This is a genomic window from Streptomyces sp. NPDC059679 (genome assembly GCF_042734105.1).
Lineage (GTDB): Bacteria > Actinomycetota > Actinomycetes > Streptomycetales > Streptomycetaceae > Streptomyces.
The window spans coordinates 35,183-54,951 of record NZ_JBHWES010000077.1; the positions used below are offsets into that span (position 1 = coordinate 35,183).

17 protein-coding genes and 1 pseudogene are annotated in these 19,769 nt (G+C 69.5%); 9 read left to right on the forward strand and 9 right to left on the reverse strand.

Annotated elements, in window-relative coordinates; all coding sequences use genetic code 11:
• Positions 1-1,051, forward strand: a 1,051-nt coding sequence (locus tag ACFV2X_RS46995; protein ID WP_385628411.1) for an MFS transporter, incomplete at its 5' end; no start/stop codon positions are given.
• Between the two features lie 96 nt (positions 1,052-1,147).
• Here ACFV2X_RS46995 and ACFV2X_RS47000 read toward each other — a convergent pair.
• The 3 genes from ACFV2X_RS47000 to ACFV2X_RS47010 all read right to left on the reverse strand — a co-directional run bounded on the left by ACFV2X_RS47000 (position 1,148) and on the right by ACFV2X_RS47010 (position 6,462).
• On the reverse strand, positions 1,148-1,864 hold the full coding sequence (locus ACFV2X_RS47000; RefSeq protein WP_385628414.1) for a cellulase B precursor: 717 nt from the start codon (positions 1,862-1,864) through the stop codon (positions 1,148-1,150).
• 138 nt (positions 1,865-2,002) lie between these two features.
• Complete coding sequence (locus ACFV2X_RS47005) at positions 2,003-4,363, reverse strand: xyloglucanase (protein ID WP_385628415.1); 2,361 nt, start codon at positions 4,361-4,363, stop codon at positions 2,003-2,005.
• Between the two features lie 104 nt (positions 4,364-4,467).
• Complete coding sequence (locus ACFV2X_RS47010) at positions 4,468-6,462, reverse strand: beta-galactosidase (protein ID WP_385628418.1); 1,995 nt, start codon at positions 6,460-6,462, stop codon at positions 4,468-4,470.
• Positions 6,463-7,064: 602 nt separating this feature from the next.
• On the opposite strand from ACFV2X_RS47010, the gene ACFV2X_RS47015 reads away from it, so the two are divergent.
• Entirely contained in the window at positions 7,065-8,495 is a 1,431-nt protein-coding gene (locus tag ACFV2X_RS47015; protein ID WP_385628446.1) for a condensation domain-containing protein, read from the forward strand.
• Between the two features lie 20 nt (positions 8,496-8,515).
• A pseudogene (locus ACFV2X_RS47020) lies at positions 8,516-8,716 on the forward strand (SAM-dependent methyltransferase); the annotation flags it as partial.
• Between the two features lie 34 nt (positions 8,717-8,750).
• On the opposite strand, the gene ACFV2X_RS47025 reads toward ACFV2X_RS47020, so the two are convergent.
• Positions 8,751-9,560, reverse strand: a complete 810-nt coding sequence (locus ACFV2X_RS47025; protein ID WP_385628420.1) for a helix-turn-helix domain-containing protein — start codon at positions 9,558-9,560, stop codon at positions 8,751-8,753.
• A 73-nt stretch (positions 9,561-9,633) separates the two neighbouring features.
• Between ACFV2X_RS47025 and ACFV2X_RS47030 the strand changes: the two genes are divergently transcribed.
• Both ACFV2X_RS47030 and ACFV2X_RS47035 read left to right on the forward strand, forming a co-directional pair.
• Positions 9,634-10,452, forward strand: a complete 819-nt coding sequence (locus tag ACFV2X_RS47030; RefSeq protein ID WP_385628423.1) for a phytanoyl-CoA dioxygenase family protein — start codon at positions 9,634-9,636, stop codon at positions 10,450-10,452.
• Positions 10,449-10,724, forward strand: a complete 276-nt coding sequence (locus ACFV2X_RS47035) for a hypothetical protein (protein WP_385628426.1) — start codon at positions 10,449-10,451, stop codon at positions 10,722-10,724. The genes ACFV2X_RS47030 and ACFV2X_RS47035 overlap by 4 nt, the downstream gene beginning before the upstream one ends.
• A gap of 210 nt (positions 10,725-10,934) precedes the next feature.
• Here the strand turns inward: ACFV2X_RS47035 and ACFV2X_RS47040 are convergent, their stop codons facing one another.
• A complete protein-coding gene (locus ACFV2X_RS47040; protein WP_385628427.1) occupies positions 10,935-11,900 on the reverse strand; it encodes a glycoside hydrolase family 6 protein in 966 nt (321 codons plus the stop codon).
• 355 nt (positions 11,901-12,255) lie between these two features.
• Between ACFV2X_RS47040 and ACFV2X_RS47045 the strand changes: the two genes are divergently transcribed.
• Positions 12,256-13,269: a LacI family DNA-binding transcriptional regulator gene (locus ACFV2X_RS47045; RefSeq protein ID WP_385628428.1), complete on the forward strand. Its 1,014-nt coding sequence runs from the start codon at positions 12,256-12,258 to the stop codon at positions 13,267-13,269.
• A gap of 24 nt (positions 13,270-13,293) precedes the next feature.
• Here ACFV2X_RS47045 and ACFV2X_RS47050 read toward each other — a convergent pair whose 3' ends face one another.
• Positions 13,294-14,277, reverse strand: a complete 984-nt coding sequence (locus tag ACFV2X_RS47050; RefSeq protein WP_385628431.1) for an acetylxylan esterase — start codon at positions 14,275-14,277, stop codon at positions 13,294-13,296.
• A gap of 426 nt (positions 14,278-14,703) precedes the next feature.
• Here ACFV2X_RS47050 and ACFV2X_RS47055 point away from each other — a divergent pair, with 426 nt between their 5' ends.
• Positions 14,704-15,684, forward strand: coding sequence for a LacI family DNA-binding transcriptional regulator (locus tag ACFV2X_RS47055; RefSeq protein ID WP_385628433.1), 981 nt, complete (start codon positions 14,704-14,706; stop codon positions 15,682-15,684).
• Between the two features lie 70 nt (positions 15,685-15,754).
• On the opposite strand, the gene ACFV2X_RS47060 is transcribed toward ACFV2X_RS47055, so the two are convergent.
• The gene (locus ACFV2X_RS47060) at positions 15,755-16,192 is read right to left on the reverse strand and encodes a hypothetical protein (RefSeq protein ID WP_385628436.1); all 438 of its coding nucleotides are present in this window, start codon (positions 16,190-16,192) and stop codon (positions 15,755-15,757) included.
• A 43-nt stretch (positions 16,193-16,235) separates the two neighbouring features.
• Positions 16,236-17,276 (reverse strand): LacI family DNA-binding transcriptional regulator, encoded by a 1,041-nt coding sequence (locus ACFV2X_RS47065; protein WP_385628438.1) that lies wholly within the window; start codon positions 17,274-17,276, stop codon positions 16,236-16,238.
• Between the two features lie 307 nt (positions 17,277-17,583).
• Between ACFV2X_RS47065 and ACFV2X_RS47070 the strand changes: the two genes are divergently transcribed.
• Together ACFV2X_RS47070 and ACFV2X_RS47075 are read left to right on the forward strand one after the other, a co-directional pair.
• Entirely contained in the window at positions 17,584-17,763 is a 180-nt protein-coding gene (locus ACFV2X_RS47070) for a hypothetical protein (protein ID WP_385628440.1), read from the forward strand.
• 11 nt (positions 17,764-17,774) lie between these two features.
• A complete protein-coding gene (locus ACFV2X_RS47075) occupies positions 17,775-19,283 on the forward strand; it encodes an RICIN domain-containing protein (RefSeq protein WP_385628441.1) in 1,509 nt (502 codons plus the stop codon).
• A gap of 290 nt (positions 19,284-19,573) precedes the next feature.
• Here the strand turns inward: ACFV2X_RS47075 and ACFV2X_RS47080 are convergent.
• Positions 19,574-19,769 (reverse strand): hypothetical protein (locus ACFV2X_RS47080; protein ID WP_385628444.1); only part of this gene is annotated, 196 nt, incomplete at its 5' end.

Genomic DNA, 19,769 nt, shown 5'->3' on the forward strand with positions numbered 1-19,769 from the left:
AAATCGCCGGCAGCTCCATTTGTGTATAAGAGACAGGGTCGGCAGGGTCGCCGGCGGCCGGGCGCACCGGTTGTTGGGGCTCACGGCCGCAGCCCTGGCCCTCGGCATTGTGATGCTGAGCGGGAACAGCGGTCTCGGCGGACTCGGAATCGCGCTCTTCCTGGTGGGTGCCACCAGCGGAGCGCTGGACGTATGCCTCAACGCGGCGACTGCACGGGCCGAACGAGTCAGCGGCCGCCCGTCGTTCCAAGCCGTGCATGCCGCCTTTCCGGTGGCCGTGATCACGGCGGCCCCGCTGACGGGGCTGGCGCGGCAGTCGGGTATGAGCATCCGCGCCGTGCTCCTCCTGTGCGCCGCGGCCCTGCTCGGTTCCGTCCTCCCCCTCTTGGGGCCGGCGGCCGAGGACCACGCGCGGCGCCGCGCCGATTCCGGGGGCCCTGCGGGCCCGCACTGGCGGTCGGCCTGGTTCTGGGGCGCGGCGATCGGTGTGCTGGGTGGGTGCATGCTCGTCGTGGAGAACGCCGTCGAGCAATGGTCGGTGCTTTTGCTGGAGGAGGACAAGGGCGCCTCCGTCGTACTGGCGAGCGCCGCTCCGGCGGTGTACATGTCGGCGCTGACGGTCTCGCGTCTGGTGGTGCAACGGCTGCCGCGGCTCCGCGCCCGCGATCTCGGTGTGCTCGCCGCGGTGGGCGGGTGCGGGGGCTTCGCCTGGGCCGCTCTGGCCCCCACGGCCGGGTCGTCCCTCGCCGGGTTCGCCGTCTCGGGGCTCGCTTTCGGTCCTTTGATGCCGGCGCTGCTCAGCCATGCGGGGCAGCAGGACGCGAGCGGTTACACGGTCTCGGTGGTCTCGACGGTCTCGTACGGCGCCTTCCTGGTCAGCCCGCTGCTCGTGGGCTCCCTCACCAACTGGATGTCGCTGCCGAGCGCCCTGTCCTGTCTGGCCTTCATGGCGGTTCCGCTGCTCGGCGCGGCGGTGGGGGCACGGGCACGGCCCGGCTGGGGACAGCCACGCGGGCCACGCGAAGATTCGCGTGGCGAGAGCCGGCGCTGATCACCGTCGGGACATGACGGGAGGGGCGGGGCGTATTCGCCCCGCCCCCTGTTTCATGCCTCGGTCACCGGCTGGACGCCTGAGCTCGTCGCGGCGTCAGAAGCCCACGGCGCCCCAGGAGTGAGCGGTGTAGTCGCCCGGCCCGAATTCCCAGCCGGCCATGACGCTGTTGAGGTAGTGGTCTTTGGTGTAGAACCCCCTGTTGAGGCCGTAGTTGAAGAACGGGGTGAGGCTGCCGGACCACCAGCCGGACTTGCTCCTGTCCAGGAAGCTGAGGGTGTGGTCGCCGTTCGGCCAGTTGTACTCGTAGACGTCCCAGGCGCGGCCGCCCAGGCCGACGTTGGTCGCGGCCGGGATCGCGTTGCCGTTCGCGTCGTAGTGGTCGGCCAGCGGCTTGGTGTTGTACCAGTTGAGCCAGATCATGATCTCGGTCTTGGAGTTGCGGTCGGTCGGCGCGGGGTAGGGGTCGATGAAGATGTCGTACGCGGCGTCGTAGTACGAACCGGACTTCGGGTACGCCGACTGGCTGAACCACGTGTTGTTGTTCGGGTTGACGTCGCCGATCTTCTTGGGGAGTGTGGTCACCGGGGACGACCAGCCCCAGTCCTTGCCGTTGACCATGGCGACGAAGCCTGTGCCGGTCGAGGAGTTCACACCCCAGTTGGCGTCGTCGCTGTACCACGTCGAGGCGTTGCCGCCGGTCGCGTAGTGCTTGAACCAGTACGTCTGTGACGCTGCCGCTGCCGAGTTCGGCAAGGTGAAGACGAGAGCCAGAGCCGCGAGAAGCGCGGCCCAGCCGATACGTAATTTCATCAGCCCTCCTTAAGCAGTGTGCTGAGTGGGGGGATCACACGGGAGAGGAGGATTCGGTCGCCCTGCCCTGGTGGCAGGGCCACGTCGGTCTCCCCTTCGGGACAGCGGGCGCGGATCGCGGTGACCTGGAGTCGGAACTCACTTGGGGTCGCCGTAGATGATTCCGCGTCCGTTGGTCCCGAAGTAGACGCGGCCGTAGACCCGGGGGTCTCCGGTCATGGTGTTGCCGGTCCAGGCGTACTGGTGGCGGTCGTCGTTGATGCGGATCCAGGTCCGGCCCGCGTCGTCGGACCGGAAGATGCCGCGTACGCCATGGATCTTGGAGCTGGTGTAGACGGCGGGGTACGTGGCGCCGGGCGCCGCCTTGCCGAATCCGACGACGTCGCCCTCGTCCACCGCCTTGAACCTGGTGAAGGACGCTCCGGAGTCGGTCGACCGCCACATCCCGTAGGGCGTGTCATCGGTGGACTTGCTGCTGCCGCCGGCCAGCCAGATGTCGCCCTCGTGGCCCGGTGCCGGCTTGAAGCGAACGTTGCCCGCGGTGGGCAGACCGGTCGCGGCCGTGGCCTTGAAGCTCTTGCCGCCGTCCGTGCTGAGGTAGAAGACGCCGGAGCCGTAGGCGTAGAACTTCGCCGGGTTCACCCGGTCGGAGCGCACGGAGGCCCCGGTCGGCAGCCCCTTCGAAGCCGTCCAGGTCGCTCCGTTGTCGTCGGACCAGCTGACCGGCGCTCCGTCCGGTGACCAGACGATCCGCTTGCCGTCGGCGCTGATGGCGACGGCCTGGTCGTGGACTCCGGCCCCGGTGACGCCCGACGGCTCACTGCCCGAGGGCGTCCAGGTGTCGCCGCTGTCGGTGGAGATGGCGAAGTGCTGGGTCCAGCCGCTGGTGGGGTCGCCGACCCGCACGATGGTGTGGGGTGCCAGCTCCGCGTAGTCCAGGGCATGGGTTACGCCGAAGGTCGGGCTGTCGTACATCTTCGGCGCCTTGTGGAAATCCATGTGGCGGAAGCCGCCGACGTCGCCGACGGCCGAGAAGAGGTGCGCGGGGCCGACGGGCGGGCTGATCACGCAGGCGATCGAGCACTCCTCCAGGCCCTGGGCCCGCACGGACAGGTGTACGGTGCCGCCGCTGTCCCAGTCGGTCAGGTTGTTCGCGCCGTAGATCGTCGCGCCGGTTCCGTACATGAAGTGGTCGGAGTCGAACGGGTCGATCTGGACGGACTCCATCATCCAGCCCAGCTTGGGGGTCATCTCGGGCAGCGACGGCGAGGCGTTCCAGGTCAGCCAGGGGGCGGCGGAGATGTCGATGTCGTAGCGCAGGGTGCGCTCGGAATTGGTGCCCAGGTCCCAGGCCTGGGTCCAGGTCGCGCCGCCGTCGGTGGAGCGGAAGAGGAGGCAGTCGGGCCACCACTTGACCTGGGTGGACACCATCAGGGTGTCGGGGTTCTGCCGGTCGATGGTCAGGCCGCTGTAACCGTACTTGTTGTCGTCGCTGGTGGACGGGACCGGGCTGATGCGGGTCCAGGTGTCGGTGGCGGTGTCCAGCTTCCACACGTCGCCCTTGGACCCGTCGTAGGGGCCGGCGGTGTCGCTGGTCGCCAGGTACAGATAGCCGCCGACGTGGTCGAAGACCGCGTGGTGCGGGATGTAGCCGGTGGGCTGCCCGGGGACGCGTTCCCAGCTCGCTCCCGCGTCGGTGGACCGGTACAGGATGTTGTCCTTGTCGGCGACGGTGACGTAGAGGGTCCGGGTGGCCCTGCCCGCTCTGCCGGTGCGCTTGTCGAAGACGACTTGCAGCACGCCCAGGTTGTCGCCGTTCGGGCCGTTGGTGTCGTTGGGGTCGGGGATGAAGTTGCCCGGGTTGGGGAAGCTGGTCACCTTCGCGAAGGTCTTGCCGTGGTCGGTGCTGCGCCACAGCCCGTGGCCCCCGCGCACCCCCAGGTAGAGGATCTTGTTGCGGTTGGGGTCGATCACCAGCCGCTCGCCGATGCCCCGGCCGGGCATGTTGCCGCCCAGCCGGAACGGCAGGGGAGTGGTCTTCCAGGTGCGGCCGCGGTCGGTCGAGCGCAGGATCGCCGCCATGGACGGGTCCCAGTCGGGCATGGGGTAGGTGCCCGCCGCCAGGTAGACGCGGTCGGGGTCGACCTCGTCGGTGGCGACGCTGATGATGCCGGTGTGTCCGTACTCGTCCCAGCCGATCCAGTCGGTGAGGGGAATCCACCGCCGGGTCGCCGTGTCGAGGCGGTAGGCGCCGCCGATGTCGGTGCGGGCGTACACCAGTCCGGGTTCGCTCTGGTTGAAGACGATGCCGGTGACGAAACCGCCGCCGACTATCTCCGCGTTGCGGAAGGTGTACGGCGTGGAGCCGGCCGCGCGGGCGGAGCTGGACGTTCCGGCCGGGCGGGCGGCCGCGGCGGAGGGAGCGAGCAGGGGGAGTGCGGCCGTGGCCGCCCCGGCGGCGAGCAGTCCTCGGCGGGAGAGGTGCGGGGCAGGAGACATGGCGGGTTCTTGCCTTTCTGGTGCGGGTCTGCACGGACCTGCGCAGGAGCAGCGGGCCCAGTGGCTCTGAGCGGCGTTTTTCGGGGAGGGGTGGGTGGACGGTGTCAGCCCTGGCGCAGCACCGCCGCGCCACGGGCGGGCAGTGCCAGCCCCTGCTGGCCGACCGGCTCGTCCGTGAGCAGGTCGTGGCCGGTGACGGGGAGGCGCTGGTCGGTATCCGAGTGGTTGAGCAGGAACAGCCAGCTGCGGCCGTCATCGGCGTGGCGGCGTACGGCCTCGACGCCCGGCGGCGCGTCGGCGATCTCGGGGCCGACTCCGGCGGCGGCGAGTACCTGGCCGAGCAGCGCGGCGTAGGCGTCGTCCTCCAGCCGCGTCGACAGGTACCAGGCGCTGCCCTTCCCGAACTGATGGTGTGTCACCGCCGCCTGTCCCGCGAGCATGCCGGAGGTGTAGGAGGCGATCGGGGTGGCGCCTTCCAGGCGCAGCACCTCGCTCCAGTACGTGCCCCTGGTGCCGTCGGAGAGCTCCAGTGACTGTGCGGCCGCCAGCGGGCGGTACTCCTCCACGCGGATGCCGAGGGTCTCGCGCAGTGGCGCGGCCGGATACCCCCCGAGCCGGGCATGGTGGTGCTCGTCGACCGCGCCGGCGAAGCACTCCACGAGGAGGGTGCCGCCTTGTGCGACGTACCGGCGCAGTGCGGTGGCCGAGGCGTCCGACAGGAGGTAGAGGCTGGGGGCGAGGACGACGGGGTAGCGTGCCAGGTCGTCCGCCGGGTGCGCGAAGTCGGTGGTCACGCCGGCGTTCCACAGCGCGCGGTGGGCCCGGCGCAGGCTGTCGTGGTGGCCGGACCCGGTGTGGGGCAGACCGCGGTTGTCCAGCGCCCACCAGACGTCCGCGTCGTGCAGCACCGCCGCCCGGGCCCGTACGGTGGAGCCCGCGAGTTCGCCCAGCCGGGCCACGGCGGCGCCGGTGGCGGACGCCTCGCGGAAGATGCGGGTGTCCGGGCCGGCGTGCGGGACGATCGCCGAGTGCCACAGCTCGGCACCTGCCCTGGACTGGCGCCACTGGAAGAACAACGCGCCTTCCGAACCACGCGCGATGTGCCCCATGGTGTGCCGCAGGATGTCGCCGGGCTCCTTGCCCAGCGTCCCGTCGGACGTGTACACGGTGTTGGTGCCCTGCTCGATCAGCAGCCAGGGCTTTCCCGCCCCGAAGGAGCGGGCGCGGTCCCCGCCGAAGGCGATGTCGGCGGCGGCGTCGACACCCGGCGCGTCCGGATAGTGGTCGATGCCGACGAAGTCGACCTCGCGGCCGAACTTCCACAGGTCGAGCACCTGGTACGCGGGCAGCATCAGGTTGGTGGTCACCGGCCGGTCGCTGTGCGCGCGGATCGCGTCGCGCTGCTCGCGGTAGGCGGCGAGCGTCTCGTCGGAGAAGAAACGGCGCCAGTCCAGGGTGTGACCCGGGTTGTGGTGCCACTGGGTGGCGCGGGGCGGCAGGATCTGTTCCCAGGAGCCGTAGCGCTGGCTCCAGAAGGCGGTTCCCCATGCCTCGTTGAGCGCGTCGAGCGTGCGGTACTTGTGGCGCAGCCAGACGCGGAACGCGGCTGCCGCCCGGTCGCAGTGGCACACCGTCGCGTACTCGTTGTGCACGTGCCACATGCACACCGCGGGATGGTCCCCGTAGCGCTCGGCCAAAGCGCCGGCGATCCGGGCGGCGGCGCGCCGGTAGGCCGGTGCCGCCAGGCAGTACGTGTCACGGCTGCCGTGGGTGAGCCGGATGCCGTCGGCGGTGACCGTCAGCGCCTCCGGGTAGGCGAGGGTGAACCAGGGCGGTGGCGAGGCGGTGGGGGTGGCCAGGTCCACGGCGACGGCGGCCGCGTGCAGTCGGTCCAGGTGGGCGTCCAGCCAGCCGAAGTCGTAGGAGCCCTCCTCGGGCTCGAGCAGCGCCCACGAGAACACGCCGACCGTGACGAGGTTGACCCGGGCCTCGCGCATCAGCAGGTCGTCCTCCTGCCAGACGTGCTTGTCCCACTGCTCGGGGTTGTAGTCGCCCCCGAAGGCGAGGCCGCCGAGGCGTTCGGTGATGCGGTGAACCATGTGCGTTCCTCCCCTTTGATCGCGCCACGTCTGACCGGACACGTTGAAGCTGTGTCTGAGCAGAGGGCGCACGGCACGATTCCTTCACCGTGGTGACCGGCCCGTCGGGAAGCCGAGGTAACCCGGCTCTGCGAAATGGGTCTGTCGATGCGCTTCGACGTTTCGACGACACTAACGATGTGTTTCCGAATGCGACAACGGGCCGTTCAGGTCACTTTTTGGTAACAGGCGCCGTCGTGGATCACCTTCGGAGACGTCCATCCGTGTTGAAAGAGCGGCTGCGCCAGTTTGGCGACCCGTGATCGACCCGTGATCCAGTTCCAATCCGGCATCGAAGCGCTTCGACTGCGGCGGCGTGATCCCGGGAAGCCGCGTGGCGCCACGCTGGTCGACGACCCCCGGGACACGGGGGAGTCGGTGACGCCGGCAGGTGCATAGGACGGCAGGAAGCAGCAGGTGATCGTCCGGCCGGCCCCATGCCTTGACGCACGTGGTCCGCGCGGATCTATCCTCTGCCTGACCATGGGGCGCCCGCACTCCTCCGCGCGTTACCCGCGAGACGTGCTGCGCCGCCGACGTACCGGAGGAGAGCCGAGGTGGGTATGCGACAGACCGCACGGCATGACGTCGTCTTCATCGCCGGCACCGCCGGCGAGCATGAACTGACCTGGTCGCAGAAGGCCCATGACCGTGAAGAGTGCCAGCCTCATCTCGACGGAGTCCGCAACAGGAACGTCCGGATGGCGCGGGCACTGGACGGCCGGCCCGACATGGCCGCGGTGCTGCACGCCCTCGCCGCGGTCGTGGCCCACTGCGAGGCGCTGCGCACGCTGTATCCACACGACGCGGACGGGCGCGCTCACGCGGTCGTCGTGGCTTCCGGGGTGCTCCAGGTCGACGAGTACGGGTTCGAAGCCCCGGCGAACAACGACGAGGTGGGGGCCCTGGCTCTCCGTCTGGCCGAGCCCGGGTTCGCTCCGGACGAACTGCCGTTGCGGGCTGCCGTCGTCACGGTGGACGGCAGGCCCACCCAGATCGTGCTGTCGCTGCACCACTTCTCGGCGGACATGACGGCTGCCCGCCTCGTGGCCGAACACATAGCCCGGCTGGCCGCCGATCCGGGCGCCGACCTCGGCTCGGGGTGGCAGCCACGGCAGATCGCGAGCTTCGAAGCCAGTCCGTCGGGGCTGCGTCACGCTCATCGTGTCGACACCCATGACCGGGCCATGCTCCGTCAGTCCGCCATGCCCGAACTCCAGGCGCCCGCGAGCCTCGGCGGGGACGCCGTCTACAACCTCGTATGCCTGGACTCGGCGGCGGTCGCACTCGCCGCAACCAGTCTGGCGAAGCAGTACCGGACGTCCGTGGCCGCAGTCCTCCAAGCCGCCTATGCGTGCGCGCTCGCCGAGCACCTCGGCATCGGCACATGCGTGTTCAACACCGTGACGGCCAACCGGCAGACTGCTGCCGGCCGCGAGACGGTGGCCCATGTCGCCGGCAAGGTCCTCGTCCCGATCGACACGTCCCTGGGCGGCGACCGGTTCCCGGCGCTGTGCCGGGCCGTCGACGCGGCACTCGTCCGATCCCCTTCCGTCAGCCTGCGTGAGCCCGGCCGCTACGCCAGGTCCCTGGACGAGGTCTCCGTCGAGCTGGGCCGCTCCGCGCTCAATCCGTACATAGTCAACATCCGCCCCATAGCGCCCCGAGTGCTGATCCGGGCTCGCCCGGACAGGGCACAGGAGATCGAGCGAGCGATGGCATCCAGCCAATACAGACGCTTCCCCGGACCCGTCGCCGCGTACTCCGGAAAGCTCTCCTTCGATGTGTGGGGTCTGTCCGAGAAAGCCGGAATCAGTCTCGGGACGGATGCGGTGTCATTCGACGCGGCGGATCTTGAACAGATACTGCTGTGCTTCGAGAGGCGGCTGGTCGGGGCCGCGGTCGGCGGGCACGCCGGATGGAGCGGGGCCTTCGCCGACGGGTGGCATCGCCCGGGGCTCACGTTCCGTCGCGCAGGCCGGACCGGGATCTGAAAGAGCGATCCATGACCATCCAGATCGGAATCAACCTGCTCAACGTGTTCGATGGAGAGCCACGGCCCGACCCCGCAGGTGATCTGGCCGGCAAGGGCTGGCCCACATCGGTCCACACGCCCTTCCACTTCGCCCGCGGGCACGGACACGGCCCGCTGCCCGAGCAGAACGCCGCGCCGGCGGGCAACCGGCGGGTGTTCGCGAACAAGCCCCGCCCGTAACGCTTCCGTCAAGCGTGTCGGGCTCGGCGGTGCCTCATTCGACGGAGGTCGCGAGTACTTCGCCGCCGACTCTCTCGTGTCCGGCCACACGTATGTGACGAGGGCTCGCTCCGAGCTCGCGGCGGCAGGCCTTGTTGAAGGCCTGGAGGTCGGCAATGCCCACGGCCCCGGCGATGGCGGTGATGGACAGGGTGGACGACAACAGGAGGTGGCGGGCGCGTTGAAGGCGCCGGCGCCGGACGTACGACACGACCGTGAGGCCGGTCTCGGCACGGAATATGCGCGTCAGGTGCGTGTGGGAGATTCCGACGGCGCGAGCGACGTCCGGTACGGACAGCGGGCCGGCCAGGTGTTCCTCGATGTAGGCCTGTGCGGCGGCGACGAAGGGGTGGTGGCGCCCGGTTCCTTCGCTCCTCGGCAACTCGGCAATGCGCCACAGGGCGGCCCATGCCTCGGCGGAGGCCCGGGAAGGAGAAGCCGGCATGGCCGTCACGGCGTGTCGGAGCAGATCGGCCAGGCGCGTGCTCTCGGCCGCGGCGTCCTGCATCACCGGTACCACCCGCGCGGTTCCGCCACCGTGAAGCCGTAGATGAACGTAGAAATGCTCCGATCTGCCCCGGTAGTGAAAGTGCACCTCCGTGTTCGGCGGTACCAGGCTGACGTGACCGGGCCGGATGGCGTGGACCGACTGCCCGAGGGAGAGTTCGCCCGCGTAGTTGTACAGGTGCAGCTGCCACAGGTCGGGCAGCCGGAAGACGTCGTGCGCGGTGGAGACGCCGTGCACCCCGACGCCGGCATCGACCACGGTGGGCGGCTCCTCGAGCCGTAGTGTTACGAGCTTCACGAGGACGGAAATTTACCAGCAGTGGAGGATTTCAGCCCACGACTCAGCCACACGGAGCACGTACGTTCGTCGCATGCCAACCAGCAAGCAACTCCTGACATCGGTTCAGGTGGCACGCTTCGTGGCGCAGGGATTTCTGCGCTTGGACGGAGTGGTGCCGCAGGAGATCAATGAACGGGCCGTCGCAACCTTGACCGAGGGCATACCAGATGTGCCCTACGGCACTCCGCTGGGCGAGGCGTTCGCGCAGAACACCTTTGTCCACGAGCTGCTCGCTCTGCCGGTCATCGCCGGCGCCGTGGAGAGCCTGGTCGGCCCTGATCCGACCGTGGACCACCATGCGGTGCATGTGCGCGAGCCGCATGAGGGGCAGGCGCAGCCGCTCCACGGAGACGCGATCATCGACGTGCGGCCGGACGCGTTCGACATTCAGCTCATGTACTACCCCCATGAGGTGACCACCGAGATGGGCGGCACGCTCAGCGTGCCCGGAAGCCATCTGCGAAGGATCAACGAGACGGACGTCGGCCGCGTCCAGAACCTCAGGGGACAGACGCGGCTGACCTGCCCGGCAGGCACGGTCGTCCTCGTCCACCACGGCATCTGGCACGGTGGCCGCCGCAACGACACCGCGCGCCGTCGCCACATGTACAAACTCCGTCTCAATCCGACCGTGCCACAGGTGCGCCTGTGGGACACCTCCGACCTGCACGACCCGGCCGTGACCGCGGAACTCAACACGTATTTCCCCTGGTACGAGCAGGCCACCGCCCGACTGGAGATCTACAACCGGGTCCTCCTGTGGCGGGCCCTGACCGGCGACCACTCGTTCGACATCGATTACTGGGTCACGCGCGTCGGCAACCGGCCGACCTTGGGGAGCCACTCATGAGACAGCACATCCTGGTCCTCTACCTCGCGACATCGGCGCTCGACTCCGATGTCGTGGGCTGGTCCCGATACGACGGGACCGGCCGAACCCGTCCGACCACCGGTGACAGCGACGAGCCGCCCTACCCCACCGGGCTTGCCGCGCTGCACGACGGGTGGCGCCTGTTCCAGGCATCCCAACTGCTGCCGCCGCAGTCCGGCCACGAGTACGACGTCTCCTTTCTCAAGCACGAGTTCTTCTTCGAGAAGCTGGAGGAAAGCTCCCACCCCTGACCCGGTACGGCAACCGCGCCCGAGCGGCCCGGCCGGAAGCGTCCAGCCACGGGTGAACGGCAACGCGTGGCTGGACACGTCCAGAGTGTCCAGCAGAGCTCAGCGGTTGAACGTCAGGCGCGGTGCCGCGTTGCGGGCCAGTGGGTGGGCCTGGTCGGGCCACCAGGTGCCGGCGGGCGGGTCGACGATGCCGTACTCGATGGATGTGAATCAGTAGCCGTAGATCATCTTGTAGGCGACCTCGGGGAGGAACTGTCCGGCCGAGGAGCCGCCTCCGACGCCGCAGTTGCCGTCGGACTCACCCGGGGCCTTGATCCACAAGAGCATCTCGGCGCCTCCGCCCTGCTGGGTGGGGGTGCCGATACGGCGGCCTGAGGGGTTGCACCACTGGCCGTTGGAGCCGTTGCCGTTGCGGCTGGTGTCCACGACGAACGGCTTGGTGTAGCCGTAGCGGGCGTTGAGCTCACGGTTGACGGCGTTGCCGTAGGCGGTGTTCTCGGCCGTGGTGAAGTAGTTGGAGACGTTGAGGGAGAAGCCGTGGGCCTGGCGGAGGCCGGCTTCGTGGAGGCGCCGGGCCATGGTCGCCGCGTCCGCCCAGCCGGGGTTGCCGGCGTCGAGGTAGACCCAGGTGTTGGGGGCCTGGCGGCTGAACTGGGTGAGGGCGCCGGTGAGCATGCCCTCGCGTTCGTCGATCTGAGCCTGGGTCATGCAACCGTAGTCCCCGAGGGAGTCCGGTTCGAGGATGACGACGGCCGGGCGGTTGGCGATCCCGCCGGCGAACTGGGCGATCCAGGTCGCGTAGGCGGACGGCGAAGCGGCTCCGCCCGCGGAGTGCCCGCCGCAGTAGTCGCGGTTGTAGACGTTGTAGGCGACGAGGATGGGCAGTTTGTCCCTGGAGTCCGCGGCGCCCGCGTACGCGCCGGTGGCGGTGCCGATGGCGCCGCTCCAGGAGCCGAACCAGCGGGCCATCGGGGTATTGGCGAGGGAGGCGTTGATCGCGGACGCCCGGCCGTCGCTGGGGTTGGCCGCGACCCACCTCTTCGCGCTGGAGTCGGGGTCCACGTAGAACCCGTTGGTCATGGTGGTCGGGTCGGCCGCGTGGGCGGACGGAGCGATGGCGAGCGCAAGCGGCAGCGTGAAGAGCGCTGCCACCAGGACGCGGAGTCTGCGGCGCATGGCTGTACCTCGGTTTCCTGACAGGGATGCGTCGCGCGCTCTTCTCCCGAGCGTGCGACGCGCTGAGGAAGTGCGGTGGTACGACGTCCCTTGTGCCGGCGACTCTCCGGCAGGAACGACACGTCCGAAGGCGGGCAGCGAGCGTTGGGAGCGCTCCCATTGGGAGCGGTCCCAACAGCGCCGAGGCCTTCGGGGTGTGGTCGGTATCGTGTTGCGGGCTGGTCAAGCTGTCAAGGGGCGACGTAACAACTCGCCCTTCACATGGCGAGCACGAGGCTCTACAGTCCACAACTGGAAGCGCTCCCAGCCCCCTCCGGTCCCTGAGGCTCGGCCGCGCGGGAAAGGTTCATGGCTCATGGCAGAAGATGCGCCACGTCGGCAGCCGACGCTCGACGAGGTGACCGAACTCGCCGGTGTCTCCCGCTCCGTGGCCTCCCGCGCCCTCAACAACGCACCGCACGTCAGCCGCGCCAAACGCGAGGCGGTCGAGCGGGCCGTCCGGCAACTCGGTTACGTACCCAATCCGACCGCCCGCGCTCTGGCCACCCGCCAGACAGGAGCAGCCGCCCTGGTCGTCTCGGGAGAGGATCCGTCGATCTTCGCGGATCCGTTCTTCGCCCAGGTGATCGTGGGGGCGTCGGCCGCTCTGGAGGAAGCCGACCTGCATCTGATGCTGTGCCTGGCCGCTTCCGACCGGGGCCGCAAGCGGGTGGAAAAGCTCCTTCGCTCCAGGGGCGCCGACGGCGTCATGCTGATGGCGCTGCGTGAGAACGATCCGCTGGCCCGTATGGCCGAGGAGGCGGTGATGCCCGTCGTGTTCGGCGGACGCCCGGTCGGTTCGGCTCCCCGGTGGTACGTGGACGTCGACAACGTCGGTGGAGCGCGCGAGGCGACCGAGTACCTGGTCTCGCGCGGCCGGACGCGCGTAGCCGCGATCTGCGGGCGTCTGGACACCGAGGCCGGGCGCGCCCGGTACCGCGGCTACCGGGACGCCATGCTGGCCGCCGGCCTCGATCCGTTCCCGCCGCAGGAGGGGGACTTCACCGAGCCCAGCGGAGCCGCCGCCATGGCCGCACTGCTGGCGAACCGCCCCGACCTGGACGGGGTGTTCGCCGCCAACGACAACATGGGTGCGGGTGCGCTGCGCACGTTGCGCGAGGCCGGCCGACGGGTCCCCGCCGATGTCGCAGTGGTCGGCTTCGACGACCTGGCCGTCGCCCAGATCGCCGATCCGCCGCTCACCACCGTCCACCAGCCCATAGCGGCTTTGGGACGGGAGATGGCGCGCATGCTCGTCGCGCTCATCAGCGGACAGGACCCCACCCCGCTGATCCTGCCCACCCGCCTGGTCATCCGCTTCAGCGCCTGACGGCTGTGGCCCGGACGCCTTCGCCTACTGCTGCGGGGCCAGACCGCGTTGGCGCAGCCATTTCAGCTGCACCGCGGTGTTCCGGCCGAAGCCGCCGCCGTGGTCGGCGAAGGGCCAGACGGTCATGGTCCGGTCCGCCCCCGCGTAGTGGTTGAAGGCGGCGTACACGGTGGAGGGCGGGCAGATCGGATCCATGAGGCCGACGCTGAACAGTGCCGGGGCCGTCGCCCGACGGGCGAAGTGCACACCGTCGAAGTAGTCGAGTGTGGCGAAGGTCGTCTCGACGCGGTGCGGACTGTGCCAGCGCAGGTATCTGGTGAGTTCCAGGTACGGGCCGTCATCGCTGATCTGCGCCGCCTGGCGGAAGTGGCACAGAAACGGGAGGTCCGGAACGACTGCCGCCACCCGGTCCGGGGCGAGTCCGGCGACCGCGAGAGCCAGACCGCCGCCCTGGCTGCCGCCCGCGACAACGACCCGCCCGGCATCCAGTCCGGGCAGTTCGACGATGGCGTCCACGGCGCGTACGCAGTCCGTCATGAGGCGGCGATAGTAGTAGTTGTCAGGTGAGTCGACGCCGCGGGTCATGAAGCCTTCGGCCCATTGCGTACCGTCGCCCTCGCCGTGGTCCGGGGTGTCGTGGCCCTGTCCGCGGCTGTCGACGACGAGCTGGGCGTAACCGGCCGCGGACCACAGCAGGTGGTCGGTGGGCAGCCCGCGGCCGCCGGAGTACCCGATGTAGGTGACGACGACCGGCAGCGGGGCTTCGGCGCCGCGCGGGCGCAGCAGCCAGGCGGCCACGGGTTCGCCGTTCCAGCCGGGGAAGCGTACGTCGTCGACCTCGACCGTGCTCAGCAGGTGCCGGTCGGTGACCCGCTCAGCCTTCACCGCTCCGCCTCGGGCGCGGGCTTCGGACAGGGTCCGCTGCCAGAAGGCGTCGAAGTCCTCCGGCACGGACACCTCCGGCCGGTAGGCGAGGAGGTCGTCAGCACGTTGATCAGACAGAGACATGGTGATCCTTCTCATGAGAGGCAGGAACGGAAGAGGCGTGGCGGGGCCCCGGGCGCGGGAAGCCAACTCGACACCGGAGACGGCGCCGGGCCGCGACGGGCAGGCGAGGCGGGACGCAGGGCCCCGCACACGGGCGGTCGCCATGCCGGCATGGCGAACAGGCTCGAGGTTGCTGTTGAAGCGCTTCGACGCTGTCATGTGCGAAGAGGCCTGTCAACTCCGGAAGCGGGACGAGTCCTGTCGTCATAAGAATCGAAGCGCTTCGAATAAGTCTGTCCAGTCTTGTGCCGCACGCACTCTTGATCGAAGGTGTCAGAATGGCGGTTGCAGCAGTCGAGGGGATGGGGAAAGGCGACCGTGCCGGACAACCGATCGGGAAGACCTTCGGCGGACGAACACAGGGAGCGTGGCGCGGGACCCGCGTCGGTGACGATCGCGTACATCGCCGAGTCCGCGGGCGTCTCGATTCCCACCGTGTCGAAAGTGCTCAACGGCAGGTCCGGGGTGTCGGACGAGACCCGGGCCCGGGTCGAGCAGTTGATCCTTGAGTACGGTTACCGCAAGCCTCCTCAGAGCCGGAGCAATCTGGTGGAGCTGGTGTTCCGCGAGCTGGAGCACATGTGGTCCGTGGAGATCATCCGCGGAGTCGAGCGCGTGGCCCGCAGGAACGGGGTCGGGTTGCTGGTGTCGGAGTTCGGGTTTCCGGACGCGGACGGAAGGACCATCGGCGACACGCTGGGGCGGCGACCGCAGGCCGTACTGTCGGTGGCCCAGCTCCTTGAGGCGGAGCGGGAGCAACTGACCGCCAAGGGCATCCCTTTCGTTGTTTTCGACCCGATTGAGGAGTTGCCGGACGGAGTGCCGTTCGTGGGAGCGACGAACTGGAGAGGTGGTCAGGCGGCGACCCGGCATCTGGTCGAATTGGGGCACCGGCGCATCGCCATGATCAGCGGGCCGGACCACGACTTCTGCCGCGCTCGGCTCTCCGGTTACGTCTCCGCCCTCGCGGAGGCGGGCCTGCCGACGGACCCCGGTCTGGTGGTGAAGACGCAGCTCTCGCGTGAACACGGGTACGTGGCGGCGCGGGAGCTGCTGTCCCGACCCGATCGTCCCACCGCCGTGTTCACCGCCAACGACATGCAGGCGCTCGGTGTCTATCAGGCCGCGCGGGAGCTGGGCCTGGGTATCCCGCATGACCTGAGCGTGGTGGGTTTCGACGACGTGCCGGCCGTGGCCTGGATGGATCCGCCCCTGACCACTGTCCATCAGCCGCTGGCCGAGATGGCGACGGCCGCCACCGAGCTGGCCCTCGCGCTCGGCCGGGGTGAGGCGGTGCCCCAGGTGGGGCTGGAGATCGTGACCACCCTCACGGTCCGGGAGAGCACGGCTGTGCCGAAGGAGAAGTGAGCCCGCGGGGAATGGACCGCTGTGCCTGGCCGCCCGGGGGAGCGGGCGGCCAGGAGCGAGGAGAGGTCGGTCAGGAGGCCGTGCCGGTGACCGAGGGTCCGGACTTGGTGACGTGGTAGGTGACGGTGGCTCCGCTGTAGAAGTGGAAGGTCAGCGTCACCGGCTCGGTGTCGCGGAGTGCGTTCAGGAAGATGCGGACGCTGCGGAAGCCCTGCGCGCGGACGGTGGCGAGCAGCTTTCTGGTGGTCAGCGGGTTGCCCCAGGACGTCTCGTCGGGAATGGCGTCCAGGGTGTTGCCCAGGTTCCAGCTGGGCTGCATCGCCGCGACGGCGTCCATGGCGGAAGCCGGGACCCTGACCGCCGACGGTGACGCTTCCCTCGTGCCGTCGGGCGAGGCCAGTGCCGTGCCGCCGGTCAGCCCCAGCATGACGAGCAGCGTCAGCAGCAGGGCCGCCAGGCGTCTCGGGCCCCGACTGCGGTGGTGTGCGGGGTGCCGTATGTCCTTCATCCGTCGTCCTTCTCGGTCGGTCGGGCCTTGATGCGCACTGCTGTCATGACGGCTCTTCGGGCGGAGAGGGTTGGCTATTACTGCTCTGGCGGACGGTCAGAGTCGGCTGCAGAAGGACCCGTTCGTCCGTCGGCGGCTCGCCCCGCTGCGCGGCGGTCAGCCGCCGGATCATCTGGCCGACCGCCACGCGGCCCAGTTCCTGTCCGGGGCCGGACACGGTGGTGAGGGCGGGTGTGTGCTGCTCGGCCAGCTGCTCCGGGCAGAGGGCGACCACCGAGGTGTCCTCGGGAACGGACCGTCCGGCGGCCTTCAGCAGGTCCAGCAGCGGGCCGATCGCCGCCTCGTTCTGCACCACGAAGCCCGTGGTGCCGGGGCGGTCGGCGAGGATCCGGGTCAGGGTCCAGGCGGTGGATTCGTACGTGCCCTCGCAGGGCCGGTGCAGGAAGCGCACCCGCCGCTGCTCCGCCCGTTCGCGGAATCCGGCGAGGGTTCGTTCGGCGTATCCGGCGTGCCGCTTGTAGACGCCGGAGCCGTAGCCGATGAAGCCCACGTACCGGTGGCCGAGATCCGCCAGGTGGTCCGCGCACAGGGCGCCGGCGGCGGCGAAGTCGTGGTCGACGCAGGACAGTTGGTGCGGGTCGTCCGGTAGGCCGATCAGCACGGCCTGCGTGCCACGGGCGCGCAGCGCGGAGATGCGGGGGTCGCCCAGTTCGACGTCCATGAGGATCACGCCGTCGGCCAGCCCGCTCGCCGCGACGCGCCGCACGCCCTCGGAGCCCTCCTCGTCGGTGACGAGCAGGACATCGTACCCGTGCCGCCGTGCCTCGGTCGTGACCGAGATGGCGATCTCCATCATGACCGGGACGTACATGTCCGTCCGCAGCGGCATCACCAGCGCGATGATGCGTGAGCGGCGGCCGGCCAGCGTCCTGGCTCCGGCGTTGGGGTGGAAGCCGAGTTCCGCCACGGAGCGCAGGACACGGCCGCGGGTCGTCTCGGAGATCTGGTGGGAGCCGTTCAGGACGTAGCTGACCGTGCTGGACGAGACACCCGCGTGTCTCGCCACGTCGGCGATGGTCACCATGATGGTGCGCCGGCGTCCTTGAACCCGGGATCGGTGCCTGTCTTCTGCTGTCCGCCATCGTGGTTCAACTCGTGCGTCATGGTCGGGGCCCTTCCCCTGGAGCTGTCGAAGCGCTTCACTTGGCACGGGAAGTTAGCGGGCTTGTTTCGCACGAAACAAGAGCCCAGATGTCAAAGAAAGTTTCTTTGCCTGGTCCATTGACAGCCTGTGCGAGCACTGGCAGCGTCGATGCGCTTCGACACGCTCACGCTCAAGTCGTCATCCATATCCGCCTGCAGAGGGATCTGATTCGTGGCCACTCCGTTCCGTGAACCGGCCCCGCGACGCCGGCACCGGCTGCTACCTCGGTCTCAAGGACGACGCCTCGCTCGTCGTGGACCGGACAGTGCTCAAGAGCTGGTTCATCAACGAAAATTTCCAGCCCGGCGTAGCGAGGACGGCCGGGGCCGTCCGCCCGGAACTCCCATCGGGCGGACAACGGCTCTGACGCGAGCGACGGTGCTCACCGTGGTGACCGCCCTTTGGGCGGCGCTCCTGGCCGGATTGGGCGCCGCCGCGACGGCACGGGCGGCCACCGTGGATCCGAACGCGTGGTACGTACTGGTCAACCGTGGCAGCGGCAAGGCGCTCGACGTGTCGGGCGCGAGCACCGCCGACGGGGCGGGCCTCTCGCAGTGGACCCGCGCCGACAGCGCCAACCAGCGGTTCCAGTTCGTCGACTCGGGCAACGGCTACTACCGGCTCAAGGCGCAGCACTCCGGCAAGGTGCTGGACGTCTTGAACTACGCCACCGCCGACCACGCGGACATCGTGCAGTGGAGCGACGCGGGCAGCACCAACCAGCAGTTCCGGCTGGCCGACTCGCCGGATGGTTACGTCCGGCTGATCAACCGCAACAGCGGCAAGGCCGTCGAGGTCGACAACGCCTCCACCGCTGACGGAGCCAAGGTCGTGCAGTTCACTGACTGGGGCGGGGCCAACCAGCAGTGGCAACTGGTCCCCACGACGGGAGTGCTGGCTCAGGTGCACACCGCCGGGCGGGTGAAGGACGCCGGAGACACGGTGCAGTACAGCTGGCCCGGCGTGTACTTCGAGGGCACCGTCAGGGGCACCGGCGTGGGCATCGTGCTCAACGACTCGGCCGCCGACTACGACGTCCAGGTCGACGGAGCCACCGTCGCCACGCTCGTCACGCCCGGCCGGACCACGCACTGGGTCAACGGCCTGCAGGACCGCACGCACACCGTCCGGCTCGTCAAGCGCAACGACAGCCCAGGGGACACCAGCACGTTCGGAGGCTTCGTCGCCGCGCCGGGCGGTGCCGTGCTGAGCAAACCGGCGGCCCGCAACCGCCAGATCGAGTTCATCGGGGATTCCCTCACGGTGGGCTACGGCAACCTCTCGACCTCGCGCGACTGCACCTGGGACCGGGTCAGGCGGACCACCAACGCCGACGTGAGCTACGGCGCCCTGACCGCCCGGCAACTGAACGCCGACTACCAGATCAACGGCTATTCGGGCCTCGGCATGGTGCGCAACTACAACGGAGGCTCTCCGGACGTCACCTACCGGACCTTCTACGACCGTGCCCTGTTGAACGTGTCCGGCGACGTCTGGCAGAACCCGGGCACCTGGCGCCCTCAGCTCGTGGTGGTCAACCTCGGCACGAACGACTTCTCGACCGCCATCAACCCCGGTGAGCCGTGGACGCCCGACAGCCTGGCGGCCGCCTACCGCACCGCCTACGGCGACTTCCTCCAGAAGCTGCGGACCCGCTACGGGGCCACGACCACCATCGTGGCGGTCGGCACCGGCCAGTTCGCCGGCCATGTCCAGCAGGTGGTCAAGGCACGCAACGACGCCGGTGACAGCCGGGTGCGCTACTGGTCCCTCGACGACTCGGGGCTGGACTTCCTGGGCTGCGACTGGCACTACTCGGCGCACGACGACCGACTCATCGCCGACCGGCTCACGTCGTTCATCGCCGGTCTGCCGATGGGCTGGTGACGGCACCGACGACCCAAGAGCACCACAGACCCGACTACGGGACCTCCGACTCCGGAAGCGGTGCGGCTGGACCCGACGGTCGAGATCGCCATCCCCGGCCACCGTGCTCGGGCCGCCCCATGAGCTTCTTCGGTGCGGCCCTTGTACCGGTGTCGTAGCACGGCGTTTTCGTGCTGCAGGGCGAGGAGTTCGGCCCCCTTGGAGGCCTCGCCGCCGGTCCTCACCGCTTCCGCATACGCGCTGGCACGCAGGTCTTGACGGCAGAGCGGCCGACCGCCTTGACTACGTAGTCAATCGAGGTCCGCGCAGCCATTCCGGACGGCGACCACCTCCATGTCCCGCCCCTCCATGTCCCGCCCCTCCATGTCCCGCTCCTCGAAGGAGGACCATGCCCGACAGCGCCACCCCGCTCCGGTCCGCGGCCCGGGCGGGGGCGCCGCCCCCCCCCCCACCCGGTCCCGGCCATGCCAGCCCTGGGGGGGGCGC